Origin of the sequence: Flavobacterium sp. ov086, from assembly GCF_900187965.1 — a bacterium.
Classification (GTDB): domain Bacteria; phylum Bacteroidota; class Bacteroidia; order Flavobacteriales; family Flavobacteriaceae; genus Flavobacterium.
In genome coordinates this window covers 94,323-115,893 of the sequence record NZ_FZNL01000010.1, presented here as the reverse complement: position 1 = coordinate 115,893, position 21,571 = coordinate 94,323, and the positions used below count along the sequence as shown (strand labels likewise).

General features: G+C 33.4%; 18 protein-coding genes. 4 read left to right on the top strand and 14 right to left on the bottom strand.

Annotated elements, in window-relative coordinates; genetic code table 11:
- Positions 1–19 precede the first annotated feature (19 nt).
- From CHB81_RS12700 to CHB81_RS12690, 3 genes are all read right to left on the bottom strand, one after another.
- Entirely contained in the window at positions 20–2,800 is a 2,781-nt protein-coding gene (locus tag CHB81_RS12700; RefSeq protein ID WP_369597377.1) for a TonB-dependent receptor, read from the bottom strand.
- Positions 2,801–3,133: 333 nt separating this feature from the next.
- Positions 3,134–4,777 carry a glucose-6-phosphate isomerase gene (gene pgi, locus CHB81_RS12695; RefSeq protein ID WP_089352232.1) on the bottom strand — a complete coding sequence of 548 codons (1,644 nt, stop codon included), beginning with the start codon at positions 4,775–4,777 and terminating at the stop codon, positions 3,134–3,136.
- Positions 4,778–4,976: 199 nt separating this feature from the next.
- The gene (locus CHB81_RS12690) at positions 4,977–5,348 is read right to left on the bottom strand and encodes a DoxX family protein (RefSeq protein ID WP_176427524.1); all 372 of its coding nucleotides are present in this window, start codon (positions 5,346–5,348) and stop codon (positions 4,977–4,979) included.
- A gap of 90 nt (positions 5,349–5,438) precedes the next feature.
- Between CHB81_RS12690 and CHB81_RS12685 the strand changes: the two genes are divergently transcribed.
- Complete coding sequence (locus tag CHB81_RS12685; protein ID WP_089352230.1) at positions 5,439–5,795, top strand: helix-turn-helix domain-containing protein; 357 nt, start codon at positions 5,439–5,441, stop codon at positions 5,793–5,795.
- 69 nt (positions 5,796–5,864) lie between these two features.
- Here the strand turns inward: CHB81_RS12685 and CHB81_RS12680 are convergent, their stop codons facing one another.
- Positions 5,865–6,368 carry a lipocalin-like domain-containing protein gene (locus tag CHB81_RS12680; protein ID WP_089352229.1) on the bottom strand — a complete coding sequence of 168 codons (504 nt, stop codon included), beginning with the start codon at positions 6,366–6,368 and terminating at the stop codon, positions 5,865–5,867.
- Positions 6,369–6,379: 11 nt separating this feature from the next.
- Positions 6,380–6,940: a short chain dehydrogenase gene (locus CHB81_RS12675; protein ID WP_089352228.1), complete on the bottom strand. Its 561-nt coding sequence runs from the start codon at positions 6,938–6,940 to the stop codon at positions 6,380–6,382.
- Positions 6,941–7,033: 93 nt separating this feature from the next.
- On the opposite strand from CHB81_RS12675, the gene CHB81_RS12670 reads away from it, so the two are divergent.
- The gene (locus CHB81_RS12670; RefSeq protein ID WP_089352227.1) at positions 7,034–7,879 is read left to right on the top strand and encodes an AraC family transcriptional regulator; all 846 of its coding nucleotides are present in this window, start codon (positions 7,034–7,036) and stop codon (positions 7,877–7,879) included.
- Positions 7,880–7,893: 14 nt separating this feature from the next.
- Here the strand turns inward: CHB81_RS12670 and CHB81_RS12665 are convergent, their stop codons facing one another.
- From CHB81_RS12665 to uvrC, 9 genes are all read right to left on the bottom strand, one after another.
- A complete protein-coding gene (locus CHB81_RS12665) occupies positions 7,894–8,514 on the bottom strand; it encodes a hypothetical protein (protein ID WP_089352226.1) in 621 nt (206 codons plus the stop codon).
- A gap of 34 nt (positions 8,515–8,548) precedes the next feature.
- The gene (locus tag CHB81_RS12660) at positions 8,549–9,355 is read right to left on the bottom strand and encodes a hypothetical protein (RefSeq protein ID WP_089352225.1); all 807 of its coding nucleotides are present in this window, start codon (positions 9,353–9,355) and stop codon (positions 8,549–8,551) included.
- An 18-nt stretch (positions 9,356–9,373) separates the two neighbouring features.
- Positions 9,374–10,594, bottom strand: a complete 1,221-nt coding sequence (locus CHB81_RS12655) for a peptidoglycan DD-metalloendopeptidase family protein (RefSeq protein ID WP_089352293.1) — start codon at positions 10,592–10,594, stop codon at positions 9,374–9,376.
- Between the two features lie 22 nt (positions 10,595–10,616).
- Positions 10,617–11,558 carry a tryptophan 2,3-dioxygenase family protein gene (locus tag CHB81_RS12650; protein ID WP_089352224.1) on the bottom strand — a complete coding sequence of 314 codons (942 nt, stop codon included), beginning with the start codon at positions 11,556–11,558 and terminating at the stop codon, positions 10,617–10,619.
- On the bottom strand, positions 11,558–12,328 hold the full coding sequence (locus CHB81_RS12645; protein ID WP_089352292.1) for a DUF3108 domain-containing protein: 771 nt from the start codon (positions 12,326–12,328) through the stop codon (positions 11,558–11,560). Before CHB81_RS12645 ends, CHB81_RS12650 begins: the two co-directional genes overlap by 1 nt.
- Before the next feature lie 299 nt (positions 12,329–12,627).
- Positions 12,628–13,788 carry a 4-hydroxyphenylpyruvate dioxygenase gene (hppD, locus tag CHB81_RS12640; RefSeq protein ID WP_089352223.1) on the bottom strand — a complete coding sequence of 387 codons (1,161 nt, stop codon included), beginning with the start codon at positions 13,786–13,788 and terminating at the stop codon, positions 12,628–12,630.
- A gap of 177 nt (positions 13,789–13,965) precedes the next feature.
- Positions 13,966–15,123, bottom strand: coding sequence for a homogentisate 1,2-dioxygenase (locus tag CHB81_RS12635; protein ID WP_089352222.1), 1,158 nt, complete (start codon positions 15,121–15,123; stop codon positions 13,966–13,968).
- Positions 15,124–15,574: 451 nt separating this feature from the next.
- Positions 15,575–17,932 carry a patatin-like phospholipase family protein gene (locus CHB81_RS12630; RefSeq protein WP_141130394.1) on the bottom strand — a complete coding sequence of 786 codons (2,358 nt, stop codon included), beginning with the start codon at positions 17,930–17,932 and terminating at the stop codon, positions 15,575–15,577.
- An 8-nt stretch (positions 17,933–17,940) separates the two neighbouring features.
- Positions 17,941–19,734: an excinuclease ABC subunit UvrC gene (gene uvrC, locus CHB81_RS12625; RefSeq protein ID WP_089352221.1), complete on the bottom strand. Its 1,794-nt coding sequence runs from the start codon at positions 19,732–19,734 to the stop codon at positions 17,941–17,943.
- 137 nt (positions 19,735–19,871) lie between these two features.
- Between uvrC and CHB81_RS12620 the strand changes: the two genes are divergently transcribed.
- Entirely contained in the window at positions 19,872–20,852 is a 981-nt protein-coding gene (locus CHB81_RS12620; RefSeq protein WP_089352220.1) for a succinylglutamate desuccinylase/aspartoacylase family protein, read from the top strand.
- Complete coding sequence (locus tag CHB81_RS12615; RefSeq protein WP_089352219.1) at positions 20,839–21,408, top strand: 5-formyltetrahydrofolate cyclo-ligase; 570 nt, start codon at positions 20,839–20,841, stop codon at positions 21,406–21,408. Before CHB81_RS12620 ends, CHB81_RS12615 begins: the two co-directional genes overlap by 14 nt.
- The last annotated feature ends 163 nt before the right edge of the window (positions 21,409–21,571 follow it).

Genomic DNA, 21,571 nt, shown 5'->3' with positions numbered 1-21,571 from the left:
TTATTAAGATTCTAAATTCTTAGAAATCGTAACGTAAGCTAAAGTTCCAAGTTCTTCCGTAACCGAAGTAAACTTTGTTTGCAGTAGCAACTCCGTTGTAAAGTTGTCCATTAGAAGCATAAGTTCCTTTTGAGCCAGCTGGTTGTCCAGTTGCAACAGGAAGATTATCATCTGCAAAAATATTTGTGAATGATTCGTTGATGAAGATTTTATCAAAAACGTTGTTCACGTTTAATCTGAAGTTTAAAGCACCTAATTTTGGAGCAATATTCCATTTGTAAGATACACCAGCATCTGTAGTTGCAAAACCTGGTAATTCCATAGCACCTTTGTTGTTTGCAGCAGCAAATTTAGATACATCGATATTTCCGTATAACTTTTCTGAGTAGTTTAGGTTAGCATCAACATTAAGACCGTCTAAGATTTCGTAAGCTGCTCCAACCGCCATTGTAGTTTGAGCATTGTTTCCAACTTTTACACCATCAAGGTATAAAGGTTGATCTCCACTAATTGGATTATTACTAACATCAAAACGACTACTTGTAGCAGTACCTTTATATGTCCAGTCACCAACAGAGATCATTCCGTTTAATTTTAACTTGTCAATTGGTCTGGCTGTAACATCTAGTTCGATACCTTTATGTATTTCATTAACACCTTGGAAAGTGTAATATCCGCTAGGATTAGTTGATGCTTGATCAAGTGCAGTTGTAAATCTGTCATCCCAAGTAGTATAATAAGCATTTAAGTTAGCATTGAAGATTCCTGAACGGAAACCATAACCAAGTTCGATTGCTTTTATTTTTTCGTTTGTAAGATTCGGGTTTACTATTGAAGCATTGTTTGGGTATACTGCATTGAAAAACGGTTGTTTTGAGTAATAACCAGCGTTTGCAAATACATTATGGTGGTCATTAATGTTGTAGTTTGCTCCAGCTTTAACGTCTCCACCTGTAATGTTTTCAAAGGCAGTATCAGAAAGAGGATCTGAAGCAAGATACTTCATGTGGTCAATTCTTTTGTATTGTTGTTGAGATACAGCTCCTTGAAGGAAAGCAGTTAAGTTACCAATAGAGTACTCTAATTGAGTAAAAGCTCCGTAGTAGTTTACTTTACTGTCATTCCAGTAGTTAATTCTGTCTTGGTAATCTGTGCTGATAAATGGGTTTCCACTTGGTCTTGCAGCATAAGTTGTGCTGAAATATTCAGGGTTATTGTTTTTGTTAGCAGTGTTTTTGTAAACATCAGCTCCAAATAAATCAATTAAGTTTTGAAAGTGAATACCTTGGTACATTCTTCCTTCAACTCCAAAATCTAAAGTTAAGTTATCAGTAAGTTTTTTATCTAAGTTGATAACAGTTCCGTACCAGTTGTGAGAGTTTACAGAAGCAATTTGTGAAACACCTGCTGTGTTATTGATAACTCCAGCGCTGCTGCGTCCTGAATCAGCACTATTTTCGTATTGACCGTTTACAGGAACTCTTGTTCCTAAAGTTGTTGCCTGACCTGTGTTCCAATTTTGAATTAAATCAAAATTAACAAGACCATCAGCTGTTCTTAACTTGTTGTTAGTTGAGTATGGATTGTCACCTCTAATACCACCATTTGATGAAGTTCCTCCTCCACGTCCCCATGAAGCGTAAACTACTGTAGATAATTTCGTAGTCTCGTTGATGTTATAATCCCAGTTAAGAGACATTACAGGTTTATGGTAATAATTTGTTCTTAAATTATATTCCTCACCATTTCTCATTCCCCAATCAGAGTTGTATTTGACATTTGGTGTTTTACCGTCACTTCCGTATTTTAAGAAATCACTTAAAAGTGGAGAAGTAGTTCTTTGATCGTGCCATTGAGGCGCTCCTGTAAATGTAAATTCTAAACTATGTTTATCATTGATTTTGTATCCAAAAGCCATGAAATAGTTGTATCCTTCAAATTTAGTTCCGTCAACATATCCGTCTCCAGCAGTTCTACTGAATAAAACAGAAGCAGAAAGTCCGTTTTTCATTAATCCAGTACTGTAAGAAGCTTGCGCTTTTAAGTAGTTGTTATTACCAAAACTAGAAGAAATTGATCCACCTTCTTTTACATCAGAAGATTTTGTAACAATGTTGATAGTTCCTCCAACAGAAGAAATAGCCAATTTTGAAGCTCCTAAACCTCTTTGTACTTGCATTGCAGAAGTTACATCAGAGATACCAGCCCAGTTACTCCAGAATACAGCACTGTTTTCCATGTCGTTAATAGGCACACCGTTAACCATAACAGCAATATTTTTTTGGTCAAATCCACGAATAGCAATTCTTGAATCTCCGTATCCACCACCTGCTTTTGAAGCATACACAGAAGGTGTACTTTTTAAGATCTCTGGAAACTCCTGAGAACCTAATTTTTCTTGAATTTCAGCAGCTTTAATTGTAGAAACTGCAACAGGAGTTTTTCTGTCCTTTGCAATATCTATTACACTGCTTTTAACCACAATTTCACTTAATTCGTTAGAATTAGATACTAAAACTATCTTTCCTAAATTTGTAGTTGCACCATTTGATACAGCAAATTTGATAGTTTGATTTTCGTAACCTAAGTAAGAAATAACGATTTCTCCTGTGCTAGTTGTAGCATCGATAGTAAATTTACCATCAAAATCTGTAGAAGTAGCAGCCGAGGATCCTTTGATCGCAACGTTTGCTCCCGGTAGTGAAGCCACACCGTCGGTAATAGTACCGGAAATTTTTCCTTGAGAAAATGCGGTCGAAACTATCATGAACAACAGTCCAGTAAGTAACCAATTTTTCATTGTCTTCATTTGTTATTTAGTTTATTGTTTTTGGCAAAATTATAACATTAAAATCAGATAATGTTATCAAAATGTTAAGAAAAACTAATTTTGTCTATTGTGTTGCGTATTAAAATGGTTTCTTCTGTTTTAAGTAAAAAAAATAATCTTTTTTTGAATTTTAAGATGTGTTTTTTGTTAAAATCGTAATAATACTACCTGTGTTGTAGGTCTAAACTGGCAATTATAGGTGTTTTAGATAATTGAAATGGTATATTTATACGAAAAAAACGCCTTAATTTGCGTTGAATTAAGGCGTTTCAGTTTGTTAAGAAAACTTTCTTGCGAAAGTTTTTATTTGTGTTTTAAAAAGTGATTTAGTAAAAATGAAGTCGAACTGTCGTGATTCTTAACAGTTTTTGTATTTATTTCGTCCAAAATAGAGTTGGCTAATTGCTTTCCTAGTTCAACTCCCCATTGATCAAAACTAAAAATATTCCAAATAACACCCTGAACAAAAATCTTGTGTTCGTATAAAGCGATTAGTGAACCTAAACTTTTTGGAGTCAGTTTTTGAATCAAAATAGTGTTTGTTGGTTTGTTTCCTGTAAAAACTTTAAACGGCAATAAATAAGATGCTTTTTCTGCAGAAAGGCCTTGTTTGTCAAATTCTGTCTGAACTTGTGCTGCAGTTTTTCCATTCATTAAAGCTTCGGTTTGAGCAAAAAAGTTAGACATCAATTTATCATGGTGATCTTCGTTTCCGTATAAAGGTTTTACGAATCCAATAAAATCAGTTGGGATTAATTTTGTTCCTTGGTGAATCAACTGGAAAAAGGCGTGTTGTGAATTTGTTCCCGGTTCTCCCCAGATAATAGTTCCAGTTTGGTAGTTTACTGGTTTTCCGTCACGACCAACGCTTTTTCCATTGCTTTCCATAGTTGCTTGTTGCAAATACGGAGCTAGTTTTTGTAGATATTGTGTGTAAGGGATAAAAGCTTCACTTTCGGCACCAAAGAAATTGTTGTACCAAACGCTTAATAAGGCCAGGATTACCGGAATGTTTTCGTCAAATTCAGCTGATTTGAAATGTTCGTCCATTTCATTAGCGCCTTTCAATAATTCGTTATAATTATCAAAACCAATTGCTAAACTAATGCTTAATCCAACGGCGCTCCACAAAGAGAATCTTCCTCCAACCCAGTCCCACATTGGGAAAACATTGTCCGGATTAATTCCGAATTCTGTTACTTTCTGGATATTTGTTGAAACCGCCACAAAATGTTTAGCGATATCTTCTTGAGAAGCTGATTTCAAGAACCATTCTTTTATAGTTTCAGAATTTGATAAAGTTTCCTGAGTTGTAAAAGTTTTAGAAACAATCAGAAAAAGAGTCGTTTCAGGATTCAATTTTTTGATTACTTCGTTAACGTGATCACCATCAACATTAGAAACAAAATGTAAGTTTAATTGATTTTTGTAGAATTGTAAAGCTTCAACAGCCATAACTGGTCCAAGATCTGAACCGCCAATTCCTATATTTACAACATCAGTAAAAGCTTTTCCGGTGAAACCTTTTCTTTCTCCGGAAATAACTTCACTGCTGAATTTTTTGATTTTGTTTTTTACTTCGTAAACTTCTGGAATTACATTTTCACCATCAACTTTTATAACTGCTGATTCCGGTGCACGCAAAGCCGTGTGTAAAACAGCTCTGTTTTCTGTTTGGTTGATGATTTCTCCACCAAAATATTGCGCTATCGCATCTTTTAATCCAATTGAATTGGCTAATTCTAATAAAAGAGAGATGGTTTCCTGGCTAACATTGTTTTTAGAATAGTCTACTAAAAAGTCATTCCATTGTAAATTGAATTTTTCAACACGAGCATTATCTTGTTGAAACAATTCTTGTATCGTAGTTTCGTGAATTGCGTTATAGTGGTTTTGCAGATTTTTCCACGCTTCAGTCCCGGTTGGGTTTGTTGTGTTTAAAGCCATTTTTTAGTTTAATTGAAAATTTGGTTATAAAAACACAAAAATACTGAAATAACTTTTAATAGCTTTAAGCTTCACAATTATATAACAATTAGTTACGAAAACGTTTTTTGTGATTTAGAACTGAATATTTTCATTAACAATTATATAGATTTTGATGATTTGACTTTTTCATTTTGATAAACAAATTGAAACTGAATTTTTATAGTATTATTCTAAAAGATTTATCTGTTGCTAATATAACGACTGTTAAAATGCATACAATTAAAGAGTTATAATAATGATTGTATTCCTGATGCGCCATGTGTGTAGTGAATGCTCCAATTGCAAATGGTAATAAGAATAAGATACCGGCATTTTTATAGTATGGCTGAAAGAGTCCAATTACGATTAGTATAACGCCAAATAATTCTAAGGCGCCAATCGCAATTGTCCACATTTTATTAAATCCTAAAGAAAGCATGCTTTGCATCATAGATTTTTTTTGAAAGACTTTGAAGAGTGAAGCATATCCGAATATGTATAAGTAATATGCATAACTTAACCAGTGAATTGCTGTTTTAATTGTTTCCATTTTTCTAATTTTTATTATAACAAAGATATTTGTTAACTTGCAATAATATAGATACATACATAATTGTATGGTACAAACAAAATAGTAAGTATGGATGTTAGAAAGGAAAATTCGACAAATAGTCTAAATGAGATTTATTGGAAAGAAAACTGTGGGATTGCATTTACTCTGGCAATGATTGGCGGAAGATGGAAAATTAATATTCTAACGTTTCTTTTAAACGAAGAGAAGCTTAGATATAGTGAGTTGAAAAACAGACTCGTTGGCATTTCTGAACGAATGCTTATTGCAAAACTGAAGGAATTAGAAAAAGATAATTTGGTAAATCGGATTGTACATCATCAGGTTCCTCCAAAAGTTGAATACGAGTTAACAGACCTTGGTCGTTCTCTTAAAGAAATTTTATTTTTGATGGATTCGTGGGGAGAATCTAATGTTGCAAAGTGATGTTGTTTTAAATGTCGCCAAATTTTCCTTCAAAAAGTACAAAAACCAGTTTTTCAACTGGTTTTGTGATTATAGTTTTTTCCAGACAACTTTTGCCGTAACAGATTTTCCGCCTTGTGTGGTATTCACAACAACATATTCTAATAGATTATTGATGTACGTATAGGAGCGTTTTTGTTCTGTCTGTTCCCAATTTGGGAATGATGCCGTTTCTATTTTGAAAATAATAGTTTTGTCAATATCATTAATTTCATATTTGCCAAAATGCGAATTACTTCCCTGCACAATCGCTGCATTTTCTTCAGGAGTACATTTGTTTTTATCTCCCGAAACTATTTTGGCTCTTTCATTCTTATAAATCTGAACGGCATAATTGCCCTTTTCGTCAAAAAATAAAGTGCCTCTTGGATTTGTTCCGTATGGAAATGTTTTAGTTCCATTTGAATCTGTATTTTCAACAGAAACCAGAGCCCAGGAACCTAAAAATTCTGTTTTCATTGACTGTTTTGGCTTTTGAGCAATAGCTGAATTTACAACTAGAAGCAAGAATAGAATAGCAATTGAATTTTTCATTTTTTTAAATTTTAATAGTTTACTTTAATAATTTCTCCATTTATTGGTTCATTGATACTTTTTGAATAAGCGTTAATTAAAACGTCAAAAGGAATGTCTGAAACTTTTCCGGGACTAATTGCATTTATTCTAATTCCTCTTTCTAATTCAAGAGAAGCCGAAAGCACAAAACTGTTAATTCCGCCATTTACAATTGCTTTTGCTGTATTATTCGTTACAGGTTTATCTCCCATTTTACCAGAAGTAAGTGTAAATGATCCGTTGTCGTTTAAGTATTTTTGCCCAATTAGAACCAGATTTATTTGTCCAAGCAATTTATTTTTAATGCCAATGTTTATTTTTTCTTCGTCAAGCGAAAGTAAATCTCCCGTGTAGCAATCTCCGGCAACACAGATACAAGCGTCAATGTTTTTAATTTCTTTGAATAATTTTTCTATCGAATTTGAATCCGATAAATCGATTCTAAAATCTCCACTGTTTCTTCCGGCCGAAATAATTTCATGATTCTTTGCCAAATCTGGTTCGAGTATTTTACCAATTGTTCCGTTTGCACCAATTAAGAGTATTTTCATTTTATAATTTTTAGTTGTTATCTGAAACAAAATTAGGAGATTAGCTTTCGCTTAAAATTGTACTAATTGGTACTAAAATTGTATTTTAGCAGTATGACAAATAATAATTTATATCATCCTTTTGAAGTTGATTTTAAGGAATTGGAACAGTTTCCGAAAACAATTCGGAGAAACAATTTCTTTGAATTGATTTATATTGTCGACGGAACCGGAACTCAGATTATAAACAATAATAAATTTCAGTATCGAAAAGGGAATCTGTTTCTGGTAACACCGCAAGATGTTCACTCATTTGAAATTTCAACACTGACGAAATTCTTTTTTCTGCGGTTTAATGAATATTATATTAAAACAAATTCTCAAAACGGACAAAGTGAAACGGTGTTGCGAATGGAATATATTCTTCAAAATGCAAGTCATCGTCCGGGATGTATTCTCAAAAATAAAATTGACAAACCTTTAATTGGGTCACTTGTTGAGAGTATTATTAACGAACAAAGTAATCAGCAGATTTACCACCAAAAAATTACGGAGCAAATCGTTAATGCAATTATTACTGTTGTTGCAAGAAACATTGCTTTAAAACTTCCGAAGAATATTAAAGAAACAACCGGAGAGATGGTTCTTGAAATATTGCATTATATTCAGGAAAATATTTATGATCCAAAGCAGTTGAAAGCAAATATAATAAGTGAACATTTTAATATTTCACTTCATTATTTAGGAAAGTATTTTAAGAAACAAACTGGCGAAACGCTTCAGGAGTATATTTCAAATTACAAATTAAGATTGATCGAAGCCAGACTTTTAAACAGTGATATGCGTATCAATGAAATTGCAGATGAATTGCATTTTTCAGATGAAAGCCATTTGAATAAAGTTTTTAGAAAACATAAAGGAATCAATCCATCAGAATTTAGAAAGCAATATTCTAAGTGATGTTGTTTTAGTAATTACCAAATTTTCCACCACGGCTTTTTGTTAATCTCGATTTTTTTCTCGGCTTTATTGATTTCGATTCTTTTTGGTTCTTCAATTTTTATAGTTGAATCATCAAAAAATAATTGACCATTTTCGTCCATTCCAAGTGGAAGTTTAGTTCTATCTTTCCAGTTCTCTGTTTGTAATTCCGGTATTAAAGCCGAATCGACTTTATCAATAAATTTTCGTCTGGCTTTTTCTGTGATTTCTTCTTCAAGATTTGAAGTAGAGTTTTTGAAAAGTGGAAGAGAATTTCCGGGTATGTTTAGAAGAAAAATTTGCGTTTTGTTTTTAACTTTCTGAATGTCCAATACTTTGAAAAAGGAATTGTCATCCAAAAGCGAATGTCCGTTTTTGACTGAATCAGGATTGAATTTAGATAAATCCCGAGCTTCAGAACTTGCAATTAAATATCTCAAATTTCCAGAAAGTCCCCCGCCGATATAACTCATATCAGTAAAGCCTCTTTCTTTAATTATTTGCCCAATTTTGTAATGTGTAATTAAGTCTTCCGGAAGATTAGTATCTCTGTAAAATAGTTTTAACTCTGAAAAAGTTTCATCAAGAATATCTTTAATGCGCGTGTTTTTCATATTCTGCTATTTTTAAAATGGAGATTTTAATAAATTAATTAAATTCAAATCTTTCATTATCTAAATTGATTATTGTTTTTATGCCATTCTTCATTAGCATCATTGCTAAATCAACTGGTTCTTTTACGTTTTCGGGTTTGAACGAGATAAAGATTTCGGTTGTTCCATAAAAAACTAATTTAACTGAAAATAATCCAAAATTATCAGGTTTTTGAAATTCATAATTAAATACTAGATTATTATCACCTTTTTTTGGGAGTTTTAATTCATCATCTATATCAAATCTCTTTTTTATGAATTTTTTTAAAGTTTGAAAATATTGATCAGTGTATTCTAAAAATCCATAAAAAATCTTAATCTCACCTTCAAATCTAGTATTATACTCGTGATAATAAAGACCGTAAGCTATATGTTCAAAGCAGCTGTTAAGTCTTTCTATATTTGGGTGGCCAATAGCAGCAGGTTTAAATTGCTTTTCTGATATTTTAAGATCAACAACTTTGAGATTTTTTAAAATTTGTTTGCTAATAAAATCTTTGCTTTTTCTTTGAATTGCTCTATTAGATTTAGTTAGAAAGTGAAATTGACCAATTATGTTATTTGTAATTATTCCAGAAAGAGATAACATTAGGAATTCGTCATCATCTGATTTGGACATATTATGAATGTCACATGAAGGTATTTTGATAAGATTTTTTCTAAAATCTATTCCTCTTGTATCCTTTTGTTCCGGAAATAGACATTTTGGAGGAACGTGCTCTTGTGAGGTAGCGATATTCTCACACATGTAGCATTTTTGAATACTTTTATTTGTAAAATCATTATCAACTTCTAGTCTCATTTTGTTGGTATTTGGATGTTACAGATTCCCAATACTGTCTAATTCTCTTTTCAAAGGTTCCATTTGTTTTAAGAAACGGGTTCTGTCAGATCCGGTCAAAGATTCTCCAGTTGGTAAGTTAAGTCGAAGCGCATCAACCTGAATACCATTTTTCCAGAAACGGTAACAAACATGAGGTCCGGTTGCAAGTCCGGTGCTGCCCACTAATCCAATAGTTTGTCCTTGGGTTACACGTTGTCCGCGGCGAACCAAAATTCTGGACATGTGTAAATATTGAGTAGAGTAGGTTCCGTTGTGTTTTACTTTTACAAAGTTTCCGTTTCCTGCCGTATATCCGGTTGCTTCTACAATTCCTGAAGCAGTTGTTGAAATTGGAGTTCCGGTTGGAGCGGCATAGTCAGTTCCTTTATGCGCTTTCCAGGTATGTTGTACAGGATGAAATCTGTTTGCTGTAAATCGCGACGTGATTCGGCTGAACTTAATAGGTGTTTTTAAGAAAAAGTTTTTCAACGTTTTTCCTTCATCGTCATAGTATTCTATTTTTCCTGAAGTAGTATCTTTCTCAAACGGAAAAGCATAAACGATTTTCCCTTTATATTCAAAAAATGCAGCTTCAAGATCTTCAACGCCATCATAAGTTTTTCCGTTGATAAAACGTTCAGTAAAAATTAATCCGTAACGATCTCCTTTTTTAAGTTTAAAGAAGTCAATTGACCATGAAAACACTTTGGTGATTCGGTTGGCAAGAGCTGTTTCTACACTTTCATTTCCTAGAGTTTCAGACAAAGAGCTTTTTAAAACGCCGCCAATAATTTTACGTTTTAATGTAACAGGTTTTATTTTTTTGTAAGCTTTAGCAATGCTATCTCTTAAATCGATTACATAATAAGTTAAAGCATCAGGTTGATAGATAAAAACCTGTAATTTGTTTGTTTTATTTTTTGAACGAAGAATTGTGTAAGGTTTGTTGTAACGTATAGTTCTAACATCAAAAGAATCTTTTACCTGTTCAACAATATCAAAGACTTTTTTGTCTCCAATATTTTGGCTTTGAATAATAGAACCAAAAGAATCTCCTTTTTTTATAGTGTCATTTACAATATTAAAGTCAGCGTAATTAAATCCAAATTCTACTTTTTTAGTCTTTGGTTTACTAATCTTAGTTTCTACTTTTTCCTCTGTTTTATTACATGAAATAACAGAGAATAATAGTATTATAAGTACGAATGCTTTTTTCAAACTTTTAAATTTTTTCAGGAAATTAAGTGGTTGTTTCATTTCCCCAATTGGACAATTCTTCTTCGGTCCACAATTTAGGAAAAAAGATGCGTCTTTGGTATTTTGGATGCATATATTTTTGCCAATCGCTGCCACCGGTAGCTTCTCCGTTGCCTTTTCCGCTTTCTAAGATGTATTTTCTTGCAGTATTAAGGTGTTGCATTACCCAAGTAATGTTTACAGTTTTGTCATAATGACGCATTGCTTCAATTAGTGAAGCATTTTTTTGATCTTCTTGTGGTAATTGCGTAAATTTTTGCCAGATATTTTTACTTTTAAAAGTAGATATTTGTCTCAAAAATTGCTGCTTGTATTTGTTTTCGAATTCCTGAAGTAAGTATGATTTTTCTCCTGTGTGATAATCTTTACCGGCAGCTTGCCAATACAAATGTTCAAATGTGGTTTCCAGATCTGTATTTTCGTCAAAGTTTGCTTTATATCTGCGATCTGTTAAATTGATAACATCTGTCGAAGCAAATTCTATCAATCTATATTGTGCACTCTGAAAACCGCTTGCCGGAGTCAAAGTATTTCTAAACTTCATATATTGATCTACTTCCATTCCGTTTTCCATAATACTGAAAGAATTGGTAAGCATGTCAAAATAGCGAGTAATTCTTGATAATCTTTCGCTGAAAAAATCAACCTGAATATTTTGCGTGTCGGCAATTTGATCAATTTCCCACAAAATCATTTTAAAAATCAATTCGTTAACCTGATGATACATAATAAAAACCATTTCGTCAGGAAGAGTAGTACGCTGTATCTGTAGATTTAAAAGTGCATCAGTTTGAATGTAATCCCAGTAGGTGATTGGTTTTGACCAAAGTAATCCCTCTAATTGAACATCAGTTTTTTGATTTATAGCTTGGAATTTAAGGTCAATTTCTTTTAAAATTGATTCTGAATTATCAGTAAGATTCATTATTTTTTTGCTTTAAATGGATTTTTTAATCCTTTATATTCGTCGAGATCTGCTTTAAGGGATCCTACGGCAAGATCTGCTTTGATTCTAATTGGGACTTTGTTGTCGTCGTCTGTGATCCAGAGTGTTAAACTTTCTTTTTCTTTAAAGACTCTTCCTGTTTGCACAAGTGGTTTAAAGACCATCGTAGAAACGGTGCCAAATTTAGTCGTAATATCTTGACGGCCTACATATTTTAACTTAAATTTTGTGATTTCGTCATCAAAGAACATGTCAATTGTGATGGCTTCTCCGGGTTTGAGTTTGTCAATGCTTGGATGATTTCGTAAAAAGTAAAATGACGAAACAATATCTTGTACATTATTTGTAGTTATAATTGTTTTTTCAGTCTTACGTTTGTAATCTTTTACTAAAACCCTATTTTCTGATGGGTCAAAAATACCTTCTTGGTTTTTTGTATAACCGCCTTCGTCAATTTTTCGAATGTATCGATAAGGGGTTCCGGTTTCTTTGTCAAAATAACTCTCGTACAGATCTTCGACCTTAAAAAAGAATTTTGACATTCCGGTTGTGTAACCTTTTCCTATTGCATGATGCACTTTTTTATTGTTTATAGTTGCATCTTTAATTTCGAGTGTGGCATATCCTGCATTTATAATTCCGTAATGAATTCTAAACTTGAAGTATTCTCCAGTGCCAAAAGCATCTTCTTTTTGAGTGTCAAAAGCAAGTGTCGTGAGAACTAATATAAGTAGAACTAGTTTTTTCATAGTACAATTTTTACATTTCATTATAAAGATAAATAAATGCAAATTCTATTCCAAATGTACCAAAACAAAAAAACTCAGTCAAGGAATGACTGAGTTTTTATGCTATTAACTAACCAAAAAACTATAAATTATGAAATTTATATCAATTCAGAAGGAAACCACCCCTTCTTGATTTGCGAGTGCAAAGATAGATAGAAAGTTCAAAAAAGAAATAGCAAAAGGCAAGTTTAACATAACATTTGCATAAAAATCATCATTTTACAGAGAATTCTTCTGTATAATGTAAAAATTTTACGATTTTACAATGTTCCTCTCAATTCTTGTTCCCTTTCAATTGACTCAAAAAGGGCTTTAAAGTTCCCTGCACCGAATCCTTTTGCTCCCATTCGTTGAATAATTTCGAAAAAAAGCGTTGGTCTGTCCTGAACAGGTTTCGTAAATATCTGTAATAAATATCCATCTTCATCAGCATCGACCATGATGGCAAGTTTTTCAATTTCGTTTAAATCTTCCTTCATCATGTCCATGTGAACACCTAATCTTTCTGGGATCGCTTGGTAATAAGTGTGAGGTGGAGCTGATAAAAATTCTACACCTCTTGATTTTAAATCAGAAACCGTTTTAATAATATCATCTGTTGCGATGGCAATATGCTGAATTCCAGGTCCGCCATAGAAATCTAAATACTCTTCGATTTGTGATTTTTTCTTTCCTTCGGCTGGTTCGTTGATTGGGAATTTAATTCTTCCGTTACCGTTAGACATTACTTTACTCATCAATGCCGAATATTCAGTGTTGATTTGTTTGTCGTCGAAGGATAGGAAATTTACAAATCCCATAACGTCTTCGTAGAATTTTACCCAAGTATTCATTTCATTCCAGCCTACATTTCCAACCATGTGGTCAATATATTTTAATCCGGTTGGTTCTGGATTATAGTCTGATTTCCATTCTTTGTAACCTGGTAAGAAAACACCGTTATAGTTTTTTCTTTCTACAAAAATATGAACAGTTTCTCCGTAAGTATAGATTCCGGAGCGAATAACTTCTCCAAATTCATCTGATTCTACAGTTGGTTCCATAAACGAACGTGCACCACGTTTCATAGTTTCTTCATAAGCACTTCTTGCATCTTCAACCCAAAGTGCGGCAACTTTTACACCGTCGCCATGTTTTTGAAGATGTGCATGAATTGGAGAATCCTGCGTTAAAGGAGTTGTCAAAACAATTCTGATTTTGTCTTGTTTTAAAACATAAGATGCTTTATCTCTAACTCCAGTTTCTAATCCTGCGTAAGCTAATGACTGATATCCAAAAGCTGTTTTGTAATAATGCGCCGATTGTTTTGCATTTCCTACGTAGAATTCTACATAATCTGTTCCTAATAAAGGAAGGAAATCTTGTGCTCCTTCAAATATTTTCTCTAATCCGTATTCTACTGATTTTACTTCTTTTGACATGATGTTTATTTGTTTAATCGGCTAATCGTTTATTTGGAAAAACCGAAGTGTTGTTTTTTAGGTTTTGTTTTTTAACCGCTAAGTTCGCTAAGTAAAAATCGCAAAGTTCGCAAAGTAATCATGGCGATCTTTGCGTAAAGTCTTTGTGAACTTTGCGGTTAGATCATTATCTAATTCTTACTCCGTCCAAGACTTATAGTACTGACCGTCATCAAGTCCCATAGCTTCTTCAGTTACCATAAGCGGTCTGAAAGTATCAACCATTACGGCTAATTCCTGGGTTTCTTTATGACCAATGCTGCGTTCCATTGCGCCTGGTGCGGGACCATGCGGAATTCCTTTTGGGTGTAAAGTGATATGACCTTGCTCTATATTATTACGGCTCATAAAATCACCATCTACATAATATAGTACTTCGTCAGAATCTATATTGCTGTGGTTGTATGGTGCCGGAATTGCTTTGGGGTGATAATCGTAAAGTCTAGGGCAGAATGAACAAACGACAAAAGTTGCCGTTTCGAAAGTTTGATGTACCGGAGGCGGTTGGTGAACACGTCCCGTTATTGGTTCGAAATTATGAATCGAGAATCCGTATGGGAAATTGTAACCATCCCAACCCACAACGTCAAAAGGATGTGTGGCGTAAACTACCTCGTGAATCATTCCTTCTTTTTTGATTTTAATCAAAAAATCACCTTTTTCGTCGTGTGTTTCCAATTCATTTGGCAAAATAAAATCGCGTTCGCAAAATGGCGAATGTTCTAAATGTTGTCCTGATTGGTTTTTATAACGTTTAGGAGTATAAAAAGGAGAATAAGATTCTACATAAAATAGTCTGTTCTCTTCAGTCTCAAATTCTATTTGATAAATAATGCCTCTTGGAATAATTAAGTAATCGCCATATTCAAAAGGAATATTCCCAAGCATGGTTCTTAATTTTCCTTTTCCTTTATGGATGAAAAGCATTTCATCTGCATCGGCATTTTTGTAGAAATAATTTCTAAGTGATTCTTTTGGCGCTGCCAATCCAATGATGCAGTCTTTATTAACTAACATTGGTTTACGGCTGTCGAGGAAATCATTTTCAGGTTTTAATTCAAAACCTTTAAAAAGTAATGATTTTATGTTTTTTCCGATTGCAATTTTTGGCTCAACTGAATAAGAGTTTAGTATTTCTTTGACCTGAGTTGGTCTGTGAACATGATAGGACAATGACGAATGTCCGTGAAAACCTTCGGTTCCAAACAATTGTTCGTAGTAGAAACCTCCGTTTGGTTTTTCGAATTGGGTGTGTCTTTTTTGAGGGAAATCTCCAAGTTTATGATATAATGGCATGGCTTTTCTATTAGATAATTTGTAAATTAGATAATTCGAAAAATTTGAATTGTGTGAACAGATAATTAGCTCAATATTGTGTTATTGACTAATTATCTCAATTCGGTAGTTTTATTCAGGATTTCTCTTGATAAGGAATTGAAGATACTCTAATAAACCTGTCCATTTTGTTTTCATTATAACAAATGTCGTAATTTTTATCGAGTAAAATTATAAATTATATCATTTATAAACCTAAAATATTTCAATTTTTTTTGATATAAATTTTATAGAGTATAAAAATAGGGAGTTTTTATTGCATTATTAGTTAATAGAGCGCTATGTGTTGAAAAATGTACCATAAATTGCAGGGATTAAAATGATTAATGTTGTACGCGTTTTTTTTGCCACGAATTTCACCAATTTTATTCGCGTAAATTAGCGAAATTCGTGACAACAATTTTCGCAGGCATTAAAAAGAGAATCCGATACTAAACCAAGTAAAGCTTTTTGAAAGTTCCGGAGACCATGATTGCTTCACTTCAATTGGACCAATAATGGTTTCTAATCCGTAACCTACAGCATAACCAGAATATTTAGGCATTGAAACCCAATCTACAGTGGTAAAAATATCATCGCCTAAGTTGGCAAAATTGGCTGAAAAATTGACATGGTTTTTTTTGAAAATCTCATAGTCTAAAGTAATGTCCGTTTTTATAAAACTATTTCCGGCAATACTTAAGAAATCATATCCGTAAAAATAATTGAAATTATTGATTTTGTTGTAGCCATAACCGCCTAGTATAAAATCGAAAAATGGTACACTATCGCTGCCGATATTAAAACCTGCATCGGCACCAATTTTAATGGTGGCTTTTCTAAATACTGTTTTGGCAAAAGCAATTTCGGCTTTTGCGATAGAGAAAGGTTTGAACTTCTTCGTATAATCTGATGATGCGAGATAAGTTTGTAAATCTGTAGAGAAATACAATCCTGAATGTGGGTAGTTTTTGTTGTCAAAAGAATCATATTTTAAATATCCGAAGAAACTTAGATAACTACTTTTGTCAATAATGTTCTCTGTGTTAGAAAGAGTAGGTGAGTTTATTTTTAAATACTTATATTCGGCACCACCACCCATCAAAAATTTCTGTACAAATATGGTTTGAAAATAGGCCTGATTGGTCAAATCAAGAAAATCAACATTTATTAGATTTACGTTTGGGTTTGCACCAGTTAAGTTACTTATACTTGTCGTAACGTTTCTGTTAAATTGATTTAATCTGGATCGGAATCCAAAGCTAATATTAAAGCCGTTTTCGACATAATAATTTAAATCGTATCTGAAATTATCACCCAGAATTATATCAAGTGAAGTAACGTCATTTTTAAGGAATGTTTTTTTATGGGTCAGATTCAGTAAAATTCCACTTTTATAAAGTCCATCATAATGCAATCCAAGTTTCAAAAAAGTCTGTGTTGGGTTTTCTTTCAGTACAAGATCAAGATCGTCTGCATTTCCGTCGGGCTGAAGACAATAAGAAATTGTACTAAAGTTTTGAGTTGCATTTATATTATTGATTCCGGTTTTTAAATCGTCATAAGTTATAGTACTTTCGGGTTTGAAACGCAATTTACCATTGATGTATTCTTTAGTATAATTGTCTAGTTTTTCACTGTTTATTTTCTTGATTTCTAGTGTATCTGAACTGACTTTTAGCTTTGGTTTTTTATAAAAGGTTTCTTCACTGGACAGTGATTTTATTTTTTCATAAACAGCAAAAGCGGCTTCTTCACCTTTTCTAATTATTTCTTCGCCTTTGTCAAATGAAATTACGCCATAATCTCTAATATCTGGTTTGATATAGATATCAGTGTCTTTTATTTTGTTTTTCATTTTATCAATCGATTGTAGATTGGTAATCTGAACCAATATTCTAGTAGCGTTTTTTAGATTTTTACGATTCATTAAATCGTCCTGAACATCAACACCAATAATAATGTCGGCTCCAAGATTACGCACTTCTTTTATAGGATAATTGTTGACAACGCCTCCGTCTACTAATAAATTTCCGTCAATTTCTACTGGAGTAAATAACGAAGGAAACGCAGCACTTGCCATCATTGCCTGAACCAGATTTCCTTTGTTTAACAAGACCTCTTCACCAGTTTCGATGTTCGTACCAATACATAAAAATGGCGTTGGGAGTTTATTGAAATCACGAACGTGACGTACATTTCGAGTTAAGCTGCTCAGTAAATTATAATTGTACATTCCTTTAGAAAGTGCTTCCGGAATTCCGACTCTGAAATTGCTAAACGGTAAAACTATGGCATATAATTCGTCATTTTTTTTACCATAAAAGTTTTTAGACGAACGCGGAATATAGTCGTTTATTAAGTCGTCGAAATTGGTTTTTTTGAAAATAGAATCAATTTGCGTGGCGTTATAGCCAGAAGCATAAAGTCCTCCAATTACAGATCCCATACTGGTTCCTCCAATATAATCGATTTTGATTCCGGCTTCTTCGAGAACTTTTAGAACACCAATATGAGCAAATCCTTTGGCACCACCGCCACTTAAAACCAAACCAATTTTTGGGCGTTTGATGCTGTCTTGCTTTTTATCTTGTGAAAATGTTTTTTGTGAACTGAATACTAAAAGTGTCAAAAAAACGGCTGTCACGCCCCAGATGGAAATGGAAAACTGCGAGTGACAAAACGATATTTTTTCCTGCAAAAAAAGAGCGACTTTAGAAGCTCCTTTTTTTGAAGTAGAAAAAAATTGTTTTGACTGAGTGTTTGAAATGGACAGCTGGATTAGGCGCATATTAATGGCTAGTTGGTTTTGTAAAAGTCGACAATTTTTTTGGCTTTTGATACTCCAATCACATCCGAAATTTCTTTTTCTGATGCTAGTTTCAATCTTTTAACACTTTTGAAATGTTGTATTAACGTTAGCATGGTTTTTTCGCCAATACCCGGAATACTTTCGACAGATGAGTTCAAGGCCGCTTTGCTTCGTTTGTCACGATGAAACGTGATTCCAAAACGGTGCGCTTCATTTCGCAATTGCTGAATGACTTTTAAAGTTTCTGATTTTTTATCGAGATATAGCGGAATTGAATCTCCGGGATAAAAAAGTTCTTCGAGTCGCTTCGCAATCCCGATAATTGCAATTTTTCCTCTTAAACCCAGTTCATCGATACTTTTTAAGGCAGCAGATAACTGTCCTTTTCCACCGTCAATAATAATCAGTTGTGGTAAAGGTTCTTTTTCGTCTAATAATCTTTTGTAACGGCGATAGACAATCTCGGTCATCGAAGCAAAATCGTCAGGACCTTCAACGGTTTTTACATTAAAATGGCGGTAATCTTTTTTACTCGCTTTTCCGTCTTTAAAAACTACGCAGGCGGCAACCGGATTTGTTCCCTGAATGTTCGAGTTATCAAAACATTCGATATGTCGGGGTTCAACAGGCAAACGTAAATCTTTTTGCATTTGTGCCATGATACGATTGGTGTGTCGGTCAGGGTCTACAATTTGCAATTGTTTCAATTGTTCGATTCGGTAAAACTTTGCATTTCGAATCGATAAATCTAGTATTTGTTTTTTGTCGCCAAGCTGCGGAACGGTTGTTTTGATGTTTTCGCCCAAATCAATTTCAAACGGAACAATGATTTCTTTGGATAATAACTGAAAGCGTTCGCGAAGTTCGATAATCGCCAATTCTAATAATTCTTCGTCTGTTTCGTCCAGCTTTTTCTTTATTTCTAAAGTATGAGAACGAATAATTGAGCCGTGTGATATTTGCAAAAAGTTGACATAAGCCGCACTTTCATCAGATACAATCGAGAAAACGTCGATATTGGTGATCTTCGGATTTATGATTGTAGATCGCGATTGATAATTTTCAAGAACTTCGATTTTTTCTTTTATTTTTTGTGCTTCTTCAAAACGCAAATCCTGTGCATATTGCGTCATCAAACGTTTAAAATCTTTCATGCTTTCTTTGAAATTTCCTTTCAGAATTTCGCGGATCGCATCAACTTGTCTTTGATAATCTTCGAGAGATTCCAAGCCTTCGCACGGACCTTTGCAATTGCCAATATGATATTCCAGACAAACTTTAAATTTTCCAGACTCTATATTTGATTTGCTGAGATCAAAATTACAGGTTCGCAACGGATACAATTCTTTGATTAGATCCAGAATGGTATGTACAGTTTTGAAACTTGTATAAGGCCCAAAATATTCCGACCCGTCTTTGACCATTCGTCTTGTCGAAAATATTCTCGAAAATGGCTCTTTTTTAATACAAAGCCAAGGATAACTTTTGTCGTCACGCAACAATACATTATAACGTGGCTGCAGGGTTTTGATTAAATTGTTTTCTAATAAAAGTGCATCGGTTTCTGTAGGAACCACGATGTGTTTTATAGTTACAATTTTTTTGACCAAGACATTCGTTTTGGCAGTATCGTGAATTTTATTGAAATAGGAGGAAACTCTTTTTTTAAGATTTTTAGCTTTCCCAACATATAGAATCTTTCCGTCTTTATCATAATATTGATACACGCCAGGATTGTCCGGCAAGGTTTGGATTTGGAGATCTAAGGACGGTTTTTGCATTCTGTTTTGTTTCTGAAGATAACTGATATGCTTTTTCAAAAACCATTCCGATTTCTATAAAAAAGCTTAACATTGATTTAGTTTCAAATTTACGAAATCAAAAGAATAATTTCTATATTTAGATTTTATAATTCTATATGAAAAATAATACGCCCCTGGTTATTTTTGATGAAGCGGTTTTGCCTGGAGAAAGCAAAACGATAAACGTCGAAATTGCTCGTTTGCATACCACTACAAAACTTAATATTCCGGTTATTGTACGCCGTTCTAAGATTGAAGGTCCGGTAGTTTTATTCTCCGCAGGAATTCATGGTGATGAAATTAACGGTGTCGAAATCGTTAGGCAGATCATCAGCAAAAAAATTAATCGCCCCGCGAGAGGAACTATTATTTGTATTCCGATTATCAATATGTATGGTTTTGTCAATAAATCTCGTGAGTTTCCTGACGGGAGAGATTTAAATCGTGTTTTCCCCGGAAGCAAAAAAGGCTCTTTGGCAAGTAGATTTGCTTATCATATCGTAGCACAAGTTTTGCCGATTATTGATTATGCTGTCGACTTTCATGCCGGAGGCGCAAGCCGTTTTAATGCTCCGCAAATAAGGGTGACAGAAAATAATCCGGAATTGAAGCTTCTGGCGGATGTTTTTAATGCGCCGTTTACACTTTATTCTAAAAATATTAATGGTTCTTTTAGAAATACCTGTGAGAAAGCAAATGTAAAAATGCTTCTTTTTGAAGGCGGAAAATCATTAGATATTAATGATTCGATTGCGAATGAAGGTGTAATGGGAGTGAAGCGTTTACTGGATTATCTAAAAATGCTTGACCCAAAACATATTGTTGAAGAAGCCGAAGATCCTTCGATCTATATTAAAAACTCGGTTTGGCTGCGCGCTAAATGTTCAGGATTATTACATGATTATAATAGAATTGGACGTTTTGTGACCAAAGGAACTATTCTGGCAATTATAACAGATCCTTTTGGTAAATTTGAACAAAAAGTAAAAGCACCTCATGATGGTTTTGTGATCAATGCTAATCATTCGCCAATTGTGTACGAAGGCGACGCAATTTACCACATGTCTAAAAATAGCCCTGATAATGCCGACGAATAAAAAAGAATTACGATTACACTATAAAAGCCTTCGAAAAGAATTTACTGAAGATGATATCGAAGAACAGAGTTTGGCTGTAGCCAATAATTTAATCAGTTTGCCAATTTGGGATAAAACTTATTATCATGTTTTTCTGCCTATCGAAGAACAAAAAGAAGTAAATACCGAATATATTCTACACTTACTTTCAGGAAAAGATAAAGAAATTGTGGTTTCGAAAAGTGATTTTGACACTCGCGGAATGTCTCACTTTTTATTGACCGATAATACCAAAATCAAAAAGAACGAATATAATATTCCAGAACCTGTAAATGGTTTACCTGTTCCATCAGAAACTATCGATGTGGTTTTTGTACCGCTTCTGGCTTTTGATGTTTTTGGGAATAGAGTTGGCTACGGAAAAGGTTTTTATGATAAATTCTTAGCAGAATGTAAACCCGAAACCATCAAAATTGGTCTTTCTTTCTTTGAAGCCGAAAATCAAATTGAAGATGTCTTTGAATCTGATATAAAATTGGATTATTGCGTAACACCTTTAAAAATCTACACTTTTTAGTTTTAAAGCCTATAGGTGATATAAGTTCATTTTAGTTTAAATAGGTGTATAGCTTAAATTTTCTTATATCACTTATAGGATAAAATAGCCCACAGTTAAAATATTATTTTAGTAATAGAATATTTATCAAAATTTCTGGCATCAAATTTGGATTGCCGAAAAT

Coding starts and splice junctions, on each gene's coding strand:
- CHB81_RS12700 (WP_369597377.1), bottom strand. CDS start 2,800: ATGAAAAATTGGTTACTTACTGGACTGTTGTTCATGATAGTTTCGACC.
- pgi (WP_089352232.1), bottom strand. CDS start 4,777: ATGGCTTTAAACACAACAAACCCAACCGGGACTGAAGCGTGGAAAAAT.
- CHB81_RS12690 (WP_176427524.1), bottom strand. CDS start 5,348: ATGGAAACAATTAAAACAGCAATTCACTGGTTAAGTTATGCATATTAC.
- CHB81_RS12685 (WP_089352230.1), top strand. CDS start 5,439: ATGGATGTTAGAAAGGAAAATTCGACAAATAGTCTAAATGAGATTTAT.
- CHB81_RS12680 (WP_089352229.1), bottom strand. CDS start 6,368: ATGAAAAATTCAATTGCTATTCTATTCTTGCTTCTAGTTGTAAATTCA.
- CHB81_RS12675 (WP_089352228.1), bottom strand. CDS start 6,940: ATGAAAATACTCTTAATTGGTGCAAACGGAACAATTGGTAAAATACTC.
- CHB81_RS12670 (WP_089352227.1), top strand. CDS start 7,034: ATGACAAATAATAATTTATATCATCCTTTTGAAGTTGATTTTAAGGAA.
- CHB81_RS12665 (WP_089352226.1), bottom strand. CDS start 8,514: ATGAAAAACACGCGCATTAAAGATATTCTTGATGAAACTTTTTCAGAG.
- CHB81_RS12660 (WP_089352225.1), bottom strand. CDS start 9,355: ATGAGACTAGAAGTTGATAATGATTTTACAAATAAAAGTATTCAAAAA.
- CHB81_RS12650 (WP_089352224.1), bottom strand. CDS start 11,558: ATGAATCTTACTGATAATTCAGAATCAATTTTAAAAGAAATTGACCTT.
- CHB81_RS12645 (WP_089352292.1), bottom strand. CDS start 12,328: ATGAAAAAACTAGTTCTACTTATATTAGTTCTCACGACACTTGCTTTT.
- hppD (WP_089352223.1), bottom strand. CDS start 13,788: ATGTCAAAAGAAGTAAAATCAGTAGAATACGGATTAGAGAAAATATTT.
- CHB81_RS12635 (WP_089352222.1), bottom strand. CDS start 15,123: ATGCCATTATATCATAAACTTGGAGATTTCCCTCAAAAAAGACACACC.
- CHB81_RS12630 (WP_141130394.1), bottom strand. CDS start 17,932: ATGCGCCTAATCCAGCTGTCCATTTCAAACACTCAGTCAAAACAATTT.
- uvrC (WP_089352221.1), bottom strand. CDS start 19,734: ATGCAAAAACCGTCCTTAGATCTCCAAATCCAAACCTTGCCGGACAAT.
- CHB81_RS12620 (WP_089352220.1), top strand. CDS start 19,872: ATGAAAAATAATACGCCCCTGGTTATTTTTGATGAAGCGGTTTTGCCT.
- CHB81_RS12615 (WP_089352219.1), top strand. CDS start 20,839: ATGCCGACGAATAAAAAAGAATTACGATTACACTATAAAAGCCTTCGA.